We start from the raw sequence: 14,876 nt of genomic DNA on the forward strand, positions 1-14,876 counted from the left end.
CAGTCTACCCCTTATGCATTTGAAGTAGCTTTTTGTTCAGTTTTAGGTTGGGCTTGAGCGGCAGGTTGGCCTGCTTTATTTGCATCTGCTGCAGGCTGGCCTGCACCCTGAGGCATAGCAGCTTGAGGCTGGTAAGGTTTGGCAACCACAGTTGCACCTTCTTTCACCTTGGCAATACCATCCACAATCACTTTTTCACCCGTTTGCAAGCCTTTAGTCACAATCCAGTCTTTGCCTTGCACGCCAGCCGTTTCTACCGGACGTGTTTCAACCACACCTTTGGCATTCACGATCATGGCAATCGCCTGACCTGTTGGGGTACGGGTAATCGCTGCCTGAGGAATCAGCATGGCATTCGGAATCACACCTTGCACGATTTGGGCAGTTGCGTACATGCCAGGAAGCAATAAATGGTTCGGGTTCTGGAACACAGCACGCAAAGTCACGGTACCAGTTTCCGGATTCACGCTGGCATCGGAGAATGCAAGACGGCCTTCAACCGGGTAATAGCTACCATCTTCAAGCTTAAGCTTCACTTTCGTATTGTTGCTGCTGCCCAAATCACCTTGACTCAACTGTTGACGTAAACGCAGCAGCTCGGCACTCGACTGGTTAATGTCGACATAGATTGGGTCCAGGCGTTGCACCGTCACCAAAGGTTCTGCCTGGCTTGCTGTAACCAGAGCACCTACAGTGACGCTTGAACGGTTGGTCTGGCCTGAAATAGGTGAACGAACAGTAGAGTAACCGAGGTTGATTTCTGCATTTTTAAGTTCAGCCTGGGTTGCCGCGACATCCGCTTCAGCCAGTTTTACTTGTGCAGCAATATCATCATATTCTTGTTTTGAAATGGCATTGGTGCCGACAAGTTGACGGTAACGTCCTTCTTTCACGCGTAATAGGCTTAAGTTGGCCTGCTGACGGTTGAGCGCAGCACGTGCACTGGCAACAGTTTCACGGTTGGTTCGCGAGTCAATTTCATACAGCGCTTGTCCTTGACGCACATAACTGCCTTCAGTGAACAGACGTTTAAGAATGACGCCACTGGTTTGTGGACGGACTTCAGAAATTTCAAATGCCGTCATGCGGCCAGAAAGTTCTACCGATTGCTCGACGCTTTGTGGTTGAGCAACAATGACACCGACTTCAGCCGGTGGCATTTTTTGGGCTGCTGCAGCTTGCTGCGCATCCTTAGGATCTTTGCTACAACCAACAAGTGCAATACTTGTTGCTAATGCGCAAGCGGTAAGGGCGGGTGCCCATAGCTTTGCAGACATCATTGTTCCACCTCGATTAGATTCTTCTCTAAAAACTAATTTATTTTCTCTCTACTCAATTTGGCATACAGCAGATAAAGTAGTGTGATCCAAATAAAACTTACGCTCCAACCCGCCAAGACATCAGAGGGGAAATGCACGCCCAGATAGACTCTGGAAATTCCCATAACAGACAGCCACATAAAAGCACAGATGCAAACCAGTATGTGCTGTGGATGTTTTTGACTGAGATAAATTGCAAGACAACCCAAAGTTGCGGCATAAATGCTATGTGCACTGGGAAATGCAGCACCATAGCTTTCGACCAGATGATACATTTCAGGTGGGCGAGGTCTTGAAATTACATATTTAAGCAGCCAAACCGTGGCAGTACTTCCGAATAGTCCTATGCCAATGAAAACAACATTTGTAAATTTTTTATACCATGCCTGATGTAAACACCAGATTGTGGTTAAAAATAACACAAATGGCATACCGCCTATAGTCGAAAGCATGATGAATATTCTATTTAGAGGCACGCTACGATGCTGGCTCAGCCATTCAACCATCACCCAGTCAAAGTGATGCAAGGATGGCATAACCAGCATTAATATGCTGAAAATAAATAAAAAAAATCCTACACCAAGCAACAGATAAGGCATGTATGGAACCTTGGTTATCTTAGCCGATTGAAGCGTGACTAATGAATGGTTAAAGTGTACTCATCAGTACACTTTATTTCAAGTATGTGTAAATTATGCTTTTCTTTTTACCGATTTTTTAACACGAAGTAAAACAAAAACAGCAAATTACTTCATTGCCGATTTTTGTGGTGTTGAAAATTCCTCTACTTCTAATGGGGTTTTGGGTGGCCAGAAAAAGTCGCTTGGTCGGGTCAGGAAGTGGGTGAGTACCAGTTTGGCCAACGGCTTCCATTGTTCAAAGCGAACCCGGCGGGCCCGCAAGGCCACAATGATGGTCAGGCTAAAACTCACAAACAGGTTGGTCAAACCAATTAACAATACCCCTAAAAATGAAACAATAATCAGGCCAATTTCAGGACTGCCATTAATACAGATCAGACCCTGAATAAAGTTGGCTGAAGCGAAGGCAATGTGGCGAATATCCAGAGGCAATCCTAAAATAAAACCGATGGTGCCCATACTGCCGAGCATGATCCCGAACAGGAAGTTCCCGGCCAAAGCACCTAAATTCCGTTCGATATAGGCGGCAAATTTATTCAGGCGTTCTTGCCCCAATAACTGTTTTAAGTTTGCATGGGCCTGTAAACGTGGACCCACCTTACGGTACACCGCCATGTTGTCAAAATAACCGGCAATCAGTCCGGAAAAGAATAGGCACACCCCGGCAATCGCTGCATGCGGAATGGCCAGCGAGGTAAATGGATTGAGGGAATGTAAAGTGTTGCTGGCCTTGGCATGCGTTAAAAGCGGCTCATCCATGCCGTACTGCCAGAGCAGCGTAATTAACGCTGCGGTTGGAATGGCAATGGAAATATTGCCCAGAATGGCAATGAACTGGGTGCGGATAATATTAATGATCAGTGCGGCAAGTTCAGCAATCTGTGCGGTTTTAGAGCCTTTGGTCTGTTGTACTGTTGCTGCAAGCGCCGCGGCAGTCATGGCGGGCTGTTTGGTAGCAACGGTAAAATGCAAGACATGAATCAGCATAAAACCGAACGAATAATTCATGCTAAACACCAGGGCCTGCATGATGGGTGCCATGGCCAGTCGCGCAGCCAATATTTTTAGGGTGGCCATGGTGGCAATAATGACACCGGCACCCGCAGCCGATTTATACATCGACCAGAAACCTTGCTTGTCGGTACTGACATAATGTTCACCGGTTTTGCTGGCATTCTCGGTGACCTGTAACGCAATCAGTTCGCTATTGGCGGCTAAAAGTGACCGGACACTGCGCTCGCTATAAATGGCATGGGTGATATCGACCAGCAATAAGCCTAAAGATTCATAGCGCAGCTGGTCTTCATCCATAATCAGATTAAGCAACAGTTCAATACGGTCCAGACATTGTTCCAGTAATGACAGCAGATAGGTCAGGCTTAAACTCACGCCAATTCTTTTGGTGGCGCGACGAATTTTTAACACCACATCCCGACATTGCTCAATCATGACCAAAGCTTGAGAAGCGTCGGGAGCAGCAATTAAGGCCATCGGGTCGGTGTTTTGATGCAGTGCCTTGTAATGCTGGATAAATTCATTGATTTCCCGGTTTTGTACCAGGAAAGGCGATTCATATTCGGTGAGTTCCGGATGGGCGTTAATAAATTCCGGATAAAGCCCAATGCCACTAATCCGGTAAGACAAAACGGTAATGGCCTTAATCAGCTCGCTCTTAATTTTAAGCTTGTCTTGCTGATTGCTGTGACCCTGATTGATCAGAGAAAAGAGTTTTTGCCAGTCTGCATCGGCAATACTATCCAGCCAGTATTTGTCACTGCGCTGATAAAAAACACGCCGTACTAAATCTTGCAGCTGGCTTTGATCATTAATCAGGGGAAGAAAATGCGCACCCAGCCGCTGAGCAAGCTGATTCCAGAAACCATCCAGAGACAAAATGCCGGTATCGGCATATAAACTGGTTTGCTTGTACTGGTTAATGAGTTTCAGGATAAAATTCTGAAATGTAATGACTGCATGGGGCGTAAGCAGCAGCGCTTGTATGAAAGCGTGAAATTTGCTGTTGATTTCGTCGAGATTGGTAGAGTCATTTGGTCGAATACGGCTCACCAGCTCGATCAGCAGTGAGTCATCAAGAACAGCCTGACTGGATTCAAGCTGCTCCTGCATTTTTAAAAATAGATCATTAAAATTTATATGCATAGGCGAGGGGTAAAACTATATTTTTCAAATCCCGTTATTGAATCCGGTTAAGGGCAAGTTGGGCCAAATTAATCAATGCCTGGCGATATTCACTCTCCGGAAGTGCATCTAATGCGTTGAGTGCAAACTGGGTTTCTTCAGTGGCACGTTGGCGGCAATAATCCAGCGCACCACAGCTTTGTACAATCTCGATCACCCGTTCTAGCTGGTTAAGACCGCCAGTGGCAATACTACGACGAACAATTTCATGTTCTTCATCGGTGGTTTTTTGCAAGGCAGAGATTAAGGGCAAAGTCGGTTTGCCTTCCATTAAATCATCACCAATATTTTTACCTAATGTTTCCGCATCGGAAGTATAGTCTAAAATATCATCAATAATCTGGAAAGCATTGCCAAAGTGACCGGCAAAGACGCGCAAGGGTTCACGGTATTGGGGTGTGCCCGATAAAATGGCAGCGCCTTCAGTGGCCAACTCAAATAGGCGCGAGGTTTTACCGTGAATAATGTCGAGATAAGTCTTTTCAGTGGTTTCTGGCTGATGCTGGGCTTGCAGTTGCAATACTTCACCTTCGGCAATTTCACAGGTACCGGTAGAAAAGTCTTTCAGCAGGGTCATATCGTTCAGGTCGACCAGCAAATCGAAAGCACGGGAAATCAGGAAATCGCCGACCAAAACCGCAGTCTGGTTATTCCAGGTGGCATTCGCTGTAGGGCGACCGCGGCGCAAGCCTGACTCATCCACTACATCATCATGCACCAGGGTTGCGGTATGCAGCATTTCAATAATGGCTGCCAGTTTACGCTGACGTTCGATATCGGTCGCGCCACAGGCTTTTGCCGCCAATAGGCACATAATCGGGCGCATGCGTTTGCCGCCCGCTTCAACCACGTGTTTACTGACCGCCATGACCAAGGCAACTTTTGAAGTAATCCCTTCATTGATAAATGTGTCCATCGCAGCAAAGTCTGAAGCAACAGGAGCGAGAATGTCTTGCTTAAAGTCGATGGCCATATGAAGAGAAACCTCTAAAAATTGAATTGCTTATTATAGTGTAACAACTATAACTCAGATAAAGCGAAGATCTTAATATAGTTGTTTAAATCCTGATTAGGCAAATGGTTTTAAATTTAGTCGAATTATTATTATCCAGCCAGATGTGTGATGAAACTGGCGTTGGGTATTTTATATTAGCGAATTGATTTTAAAAATCTATTACATTTACAAAATGTCAGCTCTACATCGCTAAAGAGCATTTTTTTAATGCGCCTTGATTGTTTATAAAATAAACTGCGGACAAAGTGCAAAAAAACGCTGAAATGGCTTGTTGTTTGATTTATTATCACTTAATATGTTTGCCCTTATATATCCCCCCCAGTGGCGTTCGTTTTAAGATCGATATATTCCTTTATCGGCACGACGACACGGGCATATTTGGAGTACATTATGTACGCAGTAATCCAAAGCGGTGGTAAACAACACCGTGTGGTTGAGGGTGAAACCCTTAAAGTAGAATTATTGAAAGCTGAAACTGGTACAACGATTACGTTTGATGACGTATTGATGCTTGTAAACGGCGAAAGCATTCAAATTGGTGCTCCAGTTGTTGCTGGTGCGACAGTAACTGCTGAAGTAGTTAGCCACGGTCGTCACGACAAAATCCGTATTGTTAAAATGCGTCGTCGTAAACATTACCGTAAACAACAAGGTCACCGTCAATGGTTTACCGAGTTGAAAATTACTGCTATTTCAGGCTAATTACGAGGATTATGAAACATGGCTACTAAAAAGGCTGGTGGATCGACACGTAACGGTCGTGACTCAAACCCTAAAATGCTAGGCGTTAAAATGTACGGTGGTCAAGCTGTGACTGCAGGTAACATTATCGTTCGTCAACGTGGTACAGAATTCCACGCTGGTGCAAACGTAGGTATGGGCCGTGACCATACTTTATTTGCTACCGCTGACGGCGTGATCAAATTCGAAGTGAAAGGTCAATTTGGCCGTCGCTACGTATCTGTTGAAACTGCATAAGTTTTAATGGTACGAAAAACCCACATTTAATGTGGGTTTTTTTATGGCTGTAAATCCCTCAAAAACAATCCCGGTTCTCCATCATGATGTAGAAATGGCTACATTGGCTATTAATAACAATACAAAACTTCTTATTTTCTCAATTATTAGAAAGAAAAATTGGTTTAAGATGGACGCATTGAACAAATTGCGATACCGCAAATAAAAAAGGTGATGATATGAAAATGCTTCGTAAAACCCTGTGTGCGATGACCTTGGGTGCTGCAACGCTTGCACCGGTAATGAGTACAACTGTTTTTGCTGCACCTGTAGCAGCATCGGAGCAGCAAGCAACGAACAATCTGGTCAAACAGTTAAGCAATATCCGGACCTTATCCGCTAATTTTGAACAAACCACCAAGGCAACTTCGGGTAAAGCCCCGCAGAAAAAAGGCTTGACCGGACAACACATGAACCAGACCTTTAAAGGGGTGATGAAGGTGGCGCGTCCTGGCAAGTTCTTCTGGGAAACCACCAGTCCAGCCAAACAGACCATTGTCACTTCCGGTAAAACCGTCTGGATTTATGATCCCGATTTACAGCAAGCCGTCCGTCAAAGTCTGGATGAACAGGTAGCAAATACACCGGCATTGTTATTGTCGGGCAATACCAGCCAGATTATGAAGTCTTATCGGGTGACTCAACCAGATAAAGGCAAGACTTATTACACCTTGTATCCTAAAGTGAAAGACAGTGCATTCCAAAGCCTGACCATCAGTTTTGGCGCAAATAAAGCACCAAGTTTGATGATTCTGCAGGACTCATTGGGGCAAACCACCTATGTGCGCTTCAATAATGTGAAAGTGAATCCATCGATTGCTTCTTCAACCTTTAATTTCACACCACCAAAAGGTACCGATATTATTGATCAATAATATATTGATTTATAATATTTAATTAAGTTTTTATCAATTAAGAGCAGCCCTGCGTGGCTGCTTTTTTATTGGAGATTTTGCTAAAAGTCAGGGATGCTTGGCTGAAAAAGTACGGCCATGCAAAATGATGTTCAAGCCCGGCCCTAGACATTACAATCCATAATGCTTAAAGATAAGAATTTAGTAACCAGGGTTGAGTATAAACATACGCAAGATCAGCCTTGCCTAAAATAAAGAAAAATTAAAAAGGCAAAAACTCAGGAGAATTAAAAAAGTGGAAAATATCAGTAAAGCTGCTTCATCGGTAGATTATCCGCATTTCAGCAAACTAAAATCCAGATTTAATGGTTATCGTCAAAAAGCTATGGGGCTGGGGCTTAGCTGGCTACAACGAAGATCGAAAAAGACGGCTCAAAACAAGGCGAAAAATCCTTATCTGCATGGAATATTTGGTCCTGTGGATGAGGTCGAAACGCGCGAACTTCAGGTGATTGGTGAAATTCCACAGCAGTTGACTGGACTATTGTTAAGAATAGGGCCAAATCCGGTTCATATTGAACATCAAGCAGCCTATCACTGGTTTAGCGGTGACGGAATGCTGCATGCTTTAAAAATTGAACAGGGTCAAGCGGTGTGGTTTAAGAGCCGGTATATCGAAACGGATTCCATTCAAAAGCAAAAGCACCAGCCTGTTAAAGCCGGTTTTCGCCGAGGTCCAGGGGATGTGGTCAATACCAACGCTTTTTATCATGCCAGTCAAATCTGGGCGAGTGTTGAGGCAGGTGCGCTGCCGGCACGTCTAGATCTGGAGCTGAACACAAAAGAACACCGCCTTTTTAATACCGATGCAGACCTGCCTTTTACTGCTCATCCACATAAAGACAAGCATACCGGGCATTTGCATGCAGTTTGCTATGATGCGCTGGATATGAAACATGCCTATTATGAAGTGATTGATGAGCAGGGGCATTTAGTGCATTGGGCTAAAATTCCTGTGCAGCATGGTCCCATGATTCATGACTGTGCCATTACTGAACAGGATGTCTTAATTTTTGATTTACCGGTCACGTTCTCTTTCAAGCAACTCATGAAGGGGAATCCTTTGCCTTATGAATGGAATGAAAAGCATAAGGCACGAATTGGCATTTTGCCTAAATATGGATGTGTCGATGAAGTGCAGTGGATTCCTGTAGAACCTTGTTTTATTTTCCATGCCGCAAATGTTTACCGAAATGAGCAACAGCAGATTGTGCTGGATGTCGTGGTACATCAAAGCATGTTTAAAAAATCCTATCAGGGCCCCTTTGAACAGCAAAATACACGACTGGAAAGATGGCAGATTGACCTGCAGCAGAAAATGGTAGATCGCAAGGTGATTGATGAACAGGCGCAGGAGTTTCCAAGAATCGATGAGCGCTATATGGGTGAAAAGCAGCGTTATATTTATAGTGTCAGTTTTGATCCCTCGATCATGACCCAAGCCAATCATTTGCTTTGTCATGATATGCATACTCTGGAAAAAACCACTCATGAATTTGGAGAGCAATGGGTAACGGGAGAAGTGGTGTTTATTCCTGAATCAGTTGAAGCGGTTGAAGGTGAGGGCTATCTGTTATCTTATGTGCATAATATCCATAAAGAATCTTCCAAAGTGGTGATTCTGAAAGCGCAAGGACTCAATGTTCAGCCTCAAGCCGAAATCATCCTGGGTGTACATGTGCCCCTGGGCTTTCATGGCAATTGGGTGGACCTGTCTTAAAGCAGGCATTTTTATACGAATGCTTCATTATTCGGCTAAACATGCTTAAAGATACATATTTTAAATTTTATTCAGTCACTTGGCTTTGTATAGTGCAGAAGCATTCTAAGGGTCTCAGGTTGTAAAAATAAAATGGAAACACGCACGAATAAACAATGGCTATGGGCACTTCCTGTTTCTTTGGCAGCACTCGTCATCACGGGTTGTCAGGAGCGACCAGCCCCGAAAACGGAACAGGCAAGTACTGCAAAACAGGAAAACGTTCAGGCAATTCCATTAATTCAAGCCAAGGTTGTTCCTGTGAAACTGAGCAAACCGGAAGCGTGTGATGCGGAAGGTTGTACCCAGTATGAGATTCAAACGGTAAAAACCAATCTGAAATGGGTAGATGACTATTTTCTCGATCGGGTGAAAAAAGCCGATCCGATTGCATTTTCTACAGCACCCAATCAAAAGATCAATACTGCCGAAGGCGCGAATCCTAATCTAAGTCAAAGCTCGACCTATATCCGTTTTGTCAGTCAGCAGTATGATCGGGCAACCTTTGCCATTCAGACCTATACCTATTCATCCGGTGCTGCGCATGGCATGTATCATCAGGAATTTGTCAATTTCGATTTGAAAAACAAAAAGCGTCTGGCACTGCAAGATATTATGGTTAAAGGCACAGAGCAGCAATTGTTGAATACTTTGTATGATTCAAACAGCATCTGGCTGGAGCAGCACAGTATCGACAGGGAAAAACTGAAATTAAGTGATAATTTTTACTATGGTGCCAATGGCATTGTCTTTGTCTATCCCTTGTATGAGCTGGCTTCCTATGCAGAAGGCATGACCGAGCTGACCTTGCCTTATTCGGCACTCACTAAACTGATTAAAGCGGAATATCTGCCAGGTTTACCCAAGTATCCATCGTCCTAATTTCAACTTAATTCGGGTAAATTTGCTCTAATAAGCCACAGCTGTCCGCTCGATCACTGTCTTTTTTAGTGTTTAGCGCTTACACTATAGCCAGTTTTTTTCTTTGTAAAAGATTGGCTATGATCGACCCGAAATTAATCAGAAATAATATTGAGGCTGTAAATTTAGCCTTGGCAAAACGTGGTGTACAGCTTAATGTCGAAGAGTGGGCTTCCCTTGAAGCTCGCCGTAAAGAGCTTCAATCGAAAACTGAAGCTTTGCAAGCAGAGCGTAATTCGGGTGCAAAACAAGTTGGCCAAATTAAAAAATCTGGTGGTGATGCATCTGAAATCATGGCACGTATGGCTGCCATTGGTGATGAAATTAAAGCAGCGGAAGTTTCTCTTGCAGAATTGCAAACTGAAATTGAAACCAAGTCTTTAAGCATTCCAAACATGCCGCATGAATCTGTACCTGAGGGTAAAGATGAAGACGACAACGTTGAAATTTTAAAATGGGGCACTCCGCGTCAATTCGATTTTGAAATCAAGGATCATACTGACCTGGGTGAATGGATGGGCGGTTTGGAGTTTGAAACTGCAACCAAATTGACCGGTACACGTTTCAGTGTTCTGAAAGGCCCATTGGCGCGTTTACAGCGTGCGCTGACCCAGTTCATGCTGGACACCCATACCCTGAAAAATGGTTATACCGAAGCTTATGTGCCTTATCTGGTCAATGCAGACTCTTTACGCGGTACAGGTCAATTGCCTAAATTTGAAGAAGATTTGTTCAAATTGCAGGGTGAAAAAGAATATTACCTGATTCCGACCGCTGAAGTGCCAGTGACCAATTTCGTGCGTGACGAAATTATTGATCCTGAACGTTTGCCATTGAAATATGCCGCACATACGCCATGTTTCCGCAGCGAAGCAGGTTCCTATGGCCGTGATACCCGTGGCCTGATTCGTCAACATCAGTTCGACAAAGTCGAGATGGTGCAAATTGTAAAACCTGAAGATTCGATGCAGGCTTTGGAAGAACTGACAGGGCATGCTGAAGGCATTTTGCAGGCACTTGGTCTGCCATACCGTAAAATCATCCTGTGCGGTGGCGATATGGGCTTTGGTTCAACCAAGACCTATGACCTTGAAGTCTGGGTACCGAGCCAAAATACCTATCGTGAAATTTCTTCATGTTCAAACATGGGCGATTTCCAGGCCCGCCGTATGAAAGCACGTTACCGTGTTGACCAGAAGAAAACCGAATTTGTGCATACCCTGAACGGTTCAGGTTTGGCTGTTGGCCGTACCTTGCTTGCGGTGATGGAAAACTATCAACGTGCAGACGGTTCGATTGAGGTTCCTGAAGTGCTTCGTCCTTATATGGGCGGTGCGGAATTTATTGATTGATCTTCGGATTGATCAATAAATTTATGAATAGCACAATTTTGTGCATGAAAATTGCTTAAGACAGTCAGATTTAAAATATTGAGGTCATTCGTGGATATCTTTCCAATCTCTTTAAAGTTGCAGCAGCAACCTTGTCTGATTGTCGGTGGTGGGCGCATTGCTTACCGTAAGGCCGTACTTTTGGCAAAAGCAGGAGCAGTCATTGATGTGATTGCGCCTGAAATCGAAAATGATTTAGTTGAGATTGTTCGTGCCAGCCAGGGGCAATATGTCCAAGCGCCTTTTAGTCCAGATATTCCGTTGCGTGATTACCGTCTGGTGATTGCGGCAACCAATGATAAAGCCACCAATGTTCAGGTTTTTGAAGCTTGCGAAGCTGAAAAAATTCTGGTGAATAGTGTCGATGATCTACCGCATTGCCGTTTTATGGTGCCTGCCATTATCGACCGTTCTCCTTTAGTGGTTTCAATTGCCACCAATGGCAAATCACCAGTTTTATCCCGTCAAATCCGTACCCAGCTGGAAGCGAGCATTCCGCATGGCATGGGAAAACTTGCCGATTTTTCAGGTAAATGGCGAGCTGCGGTCAAAGCCAAAATTGAAAATCCGGATGAACGCCGTATTTTTTGGGAAGACTTATATGCCAGTCCACTCAAAGAACAGGTGTTTAATGACAATCTTGCTGAAGCCGACCGTTTGATTGAGCAAGCCTTAATGGAATGGAAAGCGCCGAAAGGTGAAGTCTATCTGGTGGGTGCGGGGCCAGGCGATCCTGAACTGTTGACCTTAAAAGCATTGCGTTTGATGCAACAGGCAGATGTTGTTATTTACGACCGTCTAGTGTCGCCTGCGATTATGGACTTGTGCCGCCGTGATGCGGAAAAGGTCTATGTGGGTAAAGCCCGTTCCAATCATAGTGTGCCGCAAGAAGGCATTAATGCGTTATTGGTGGAATACGCTGCTCAAGGTAAGCGCGTCTGCCGTTTGAAAGGCGGTGATCCGTTTATTTTTGGCCGTGGTGGCGAAGAGATTCAGGAACTGTTTGCTGCAGGCGTGGCTTTTCAGGTGGTACCTGGAATTACTGCAGCTTCGGGCTGTTCCGCTTATGCCGGTATTCCTTTAACCCATCGTGATTATGCTCAAAGTGTGCGCTTCTTGACCGGGCATTTAAAGGAAGGCTCGCCAGAGTTGCCATGGAATGAGCTGGTGTATGAAAACCAGACCCTAGTATTGTATATGGGCTTGGTGGGGCTGGAAAAAATCTGTGCCCAGCTGATTGCCCATGGCCAGCGTCCAGACATGCCGGTTGCCCTGATTTCCAAAGGGACTACACCTGACCAGAAAGTGGTGGTGGGAACCTTAGCCGATATCGCATCGAAAGTGACGGAGCATCAGATTCAAGCGCCAACGCTCACCATTATTGGTGAAGTGGTAAAACTGCGTGAACAATTGCAGTGGGCATGAGCGAGGATAAGCAACACTTCGTGTTGCCCGAGCGCAAGACGAAGGCTGTGCCTGAGTAAAGAGGATAAGCAGCGAATTTTTGCTGTTGTTCAATTGCAAACGGAACGCGGTACTTGGCCAAGAAATCCTCTATCGAGTTCCCGGCTTGATCAGTAAAGTCCAAACATTGCCTAAATAAAATTAGAGTGAGTAAAAAGTGATCCACGTTGTTTTGTACGAGCCAGAAATTCCTGCCAACACCGGGAATATCATCCGTTTATGTGCCAATACCGGTGCGCAACTTCATTTGGTTAAACCGCTGGGTTTTGAGCTCGACGATAAAAAGCTGCGACGTGCAGGTCTGGATTATCATGAATGGGCACACATGAAAGTGTGGGAAAACTTTGCAGAATGCTTAGCTCATTTAGAAGAGCAAGGCATTGATCAGGATGCTATTTATCCTTTAACCACCAAAGGTTCTGAAACTCCGCATACCTCAAATTTAAACCGTCCTGTGGCTTTATTGATGGGCCCTGAAACACGCGGTCTGCCTGAAAATGTACGCATGATGTTCCCGGAAAAACACTGGATTCGTTTACCCATGGCAGCAAACTCTCGTAGTTTGAACCTGTCTAATGCTACAGCAGTTATTCTGTATGAAGCATGGCGTCAGCAAGGTTTTAAAGAACTGGTCTAATTTCAGATCATAAAAAAAGACGCATTGAGCGTCTTTTTTTATGCATGGAATCAAGGCATTAATGCGTATCATCAAACTCGTTGTGCTGTGGAGCAGGGTGTTTGAAACCTTTGGTTTTATAACCCAGGTACAAAATACCGAACATTGCCCACCATAAACCGAATTTCAATGCGGTATCTTCAATTTCTAGCCACATGGCAAAAATACTTAAGAAGCCGAGTAAAGGAATGACGACAAAGCTAATAATGTCTTTGATATTTTTGGTACGGCCATCACGTAATGCATAACGTGAAATTACAGACAGATTCACAAAGGTAAAAGCAGTGAGGGCACCGAAACTGATCATTGAAATCACGATGTCCAGATCCATGAAACCAGCAGTTAAAGCCACGCCACCGACAATCAGAATGTTGTAAACCGGTGTGTAGCTTTTCGGACTGATATGACCAAAAATCTTTTTGTTGATCACGCCATCACGGCCCATCACATACATTAGGCGTGAAACGCCCGCATGTGCAGAAATACCGGATGCCATCACCGTAACGATTGCGAAATAAAGCACCACAGTTTTGAATGCTACTCCACCAACGGCTTGAAGAATGTCCGGCTGGGTTGCAGCAACATCTTCAAAATATGTCTTCGGATCATTTGGAAAGTAGATTTGCATGAAGTAGGTGCTAATAATAAAGATGACACCTGCAATAAGTGCAGTCAGGAAAATCGCTTTGGGTAAGGTCTTTTCAGTATCTTTAGTTTCTTCTGCCAGTGAACTGAGTGAGTCAAAACCGGTAAAAGAGAAACAAAGCAATGTTGCACCGGTAATTAAAGGGCCTAAAGCTGTCATTTCATTCCAGAACGGATCCAGGCTCCACAACTGGTATTTGGCATTTGCCAATGTCCCATCGGCATTGACCCCACCTGCAAGTAGAGAATAAACCATCCAGGTGAAGTACCCGATGACTGCCAGCTGAACCAATACAATCAGGCCGTTGAAGTTGGCAACGAATCTGGCACCCCGCAAGTTTACCCCGGTCATAAATGCGGTCAGTACAACGACCCAAACCCAATGGTTCACGCCAGGGAAAAGGGCTTCCAGATAAATGACGGCCAAAATGATGTTGACCATTGGTGACAGTAGATAATCGAGCCATGATGACCAGCCCACCATAAAACCGACATTAGGGTGAATCGATTTTTGAGCATAGGTATATGCCGACCCTGATGAGGGATAACGACGGATCATGTGTCCATAACTAATAGAAGTAAACAGAATTGCAATGAGGGCAATAATGTATGAAGTTGGCACGTGATAATGGCTTTCTTCGGAAACCAGACCGAATGTATCAAATAATGTCATTGGCTGAATATAAGCTAAACCAATAATAATGATGTGCCACAGTCCAAGCGTTTTTTGCAGTTTAGCTGCCGATTGAGTCCCAGAGATATTTGTCAACGGCGTTATCCTCTTATCGTTGATCAAGGATCAGTCATGTTTACAAGGATCGTTTGAGACGAACGATCCCCCCTAAATGAATAAAACAAAAGTGCGCCAATCTACTCCAGTTTGGTACCTTTTGCCAATATCTTTATGAATTTTTA

Annotated in this window: 13 protein-coding genes; 8 read left to right on the forward strand and 5 right to left on the reverse strand. The window is 44.5% G+C overall.

Features of this window, described 5'->3' with window-relative positions; genetic code table 11:
• Positions 1-11: 11 nt before the first annotated feature.
• From H4I94_RS04895 to sdsA, 4 genes are all read right to left on the reverse strand, one after another.
• Entirely contained in the window at positions 12-1,280 is a 1,269-nt protein-coding gene (locus H4I94_RS04895; protein WP_261182010.1) for an efflux RND transporter periplasmic adaptor subunit, read from the reverse strand.
• Between the two features lie 32 nt (positions 1,281-1,312).
• Entirely contained in the window at positions 1,313-1,918 is a 606-nt protein-coding gene (locus tag H4I94_RS04900; protein ID WP_261182011.1) for a phosphatase PAP2 family protein, read from the reverse strand.
• A 147-nt stretch (positions 1,919-2,065) separates the two neighbouring features.
• Positions 2,066-4,120: a site-specific recombinase gene (locus tag H4I94_RS04905; RefSeq protein ID WP_261182012.1), complete on the reverse strand. Its 2,055-nt coding sequence runs from the start codon at positions 4,118-4,120 to the stop codon at positions 2,066-2,068.
• Between the two features lie 34 nt (positions 4,121-4,154).
• Entirely contained in the window at positions 4,155-5,132 is a 978-nt protein-coding gene (gene sdsA, locus H4I94_RS04910) for an All-trans-nonaprenyl-diphosphate synthase (protein WP_261182014.1), read from the reverse strand.
• 432 nt (positions 5,133-5,564) lie between these two features.
• On the opposite strand from sdsA, the gene rplU reads away from it, so the two are divergent.
• The 8 genes from rplU to H4I94_RS04950 all read left to right on the forward strand — a co-directional run bounded on the left by rplU (position 5,565) and on the right by H4I94_RS04950 (position 13,277).
• Positions 5,565-5,876, forward strand: coding sequence for a 50S ribosomal protein L21 (rplU, locus tag H4I94_RS04915; protein ID WP_086196864.1), 312 nt, complete (start codon positions 5,565-5,567; stop codon positions 5,874-5,876).
• An 18-nt stretch (positions 5,877-5,894) separates the two neighbouring features.
• The gene (gene rpmA, locus H4I94_RS04920; protein WP_092819748.1) at positions 5,895-6,152 is read left to right on the forward strand and encodes a 50S ribosomal protein L27; all 258 of its coding nucleotides are present in this window, start codon (positions 5,895-5,897) and stop codon (positions 6,150-6,152) included.
• A 218-nt stretch (positions 6,153-6,370) separates the two neighbouring features.
• On the forward strand, positions 6,371-7,066 hold the full coding sequence (lolA, locus tag H4I94_RS04925) for an outer membrane lipoprotein chaperone LolA (RefSeq protein WP_092819747.1): 696 nt from the start codon (positions 6,371-6,373) through the stop codon (positions 7,064-7,066).
• A gap of 274 nt (positions 7,067-7,340) precedes the next feature.
• Positions 7,341-8,825, forward strand: coding sequence for a carotenoid oxygenase family protein (locus H4I94_RS04930; protein WP_261182016.1), 1,485 nt, complete (start codon positions 7,341-7,343; stop codon positions 8,823-8,825).
• A gap of 132 nt (positions 8,826-8,957) precedes the next feature.
• Entirely contained in the window at positions 8,958-9,746 is a 789-nt protein-coding gene (locus H4I94_RS04935; RefSeq protein WP_261182018.1) for a DUF3298 domain-containing protein, read from the forward strand.
• Between the two features lie 119 nt (positions 9,747-9,865).
• Complete coding sequence (serS, locus tag H4I94_RS04940; protein ID WP_261182019.1) at positions 9,866-11,137, forward strand: serine--tRNA ligase; 1,272 nt, start codon at positions 9,866-9,868, stop codon at positions 11,135-11,137.
• Positions 11,138-11,227: 90 nt separating this feature from the next.
• Positions 11,228-12,601 carry a siroheme synthase CysG gene (gene cysG, locus H4I94_RS04945; protein ID WP_261182020.1) on the forward strand — a complete coding sequence of 458 codons (1,374 nt, stop codon included), beginning with the start codon at positions 11,228-11,230 and terminating at the stop codon, positions 12,599-12,601.
• A 196-nt stretch (positions 12,602-12,797) separates the two neighbouring features.
• Positions 12,798-13,277, forward strand: a complete 480-nt coding sequence (locus tag H4I94_RS04950) for a tRNA (cytidine(34)-2'-O)-methyltransferase (RefSeq protein ID WP_131274096.1) — start codon at positions 12,798-12,800, stop codon at positions 13,275-13,277.
• 58 nt (positions 13,278-13,335) lie between these two features.
• On the opposite strand, the gene H4I94_RS04955 is transcribed toward H4I94_RS04950, so the two are convergent.
• Positions 13,336-14,730: an APC family permease gene (locus tag H4I94_RS04955; RefSeq protein ID WP_092819742.1), complete on the reverse strand. Its 1,395-nt coding sequence runs from the start codon at positions 14,728-14,730 to the stop codon at positions 13,336-13,338.
• Between the last annotated feature and the right edge of the window lie 146 nt (positions 14,731-14,876).

Origin of the sequence: Acinetobacter sp. T_3_1, from assembly GCF_025377055.1 — a bacterium.
GTDB classification, from domain to species: Bacteria; Pseudomonadota; Gammaproteobacteria; order Pseudomonadales; family Moraxellaceae; genus Acinetobacter; species Acinetobacter kookii.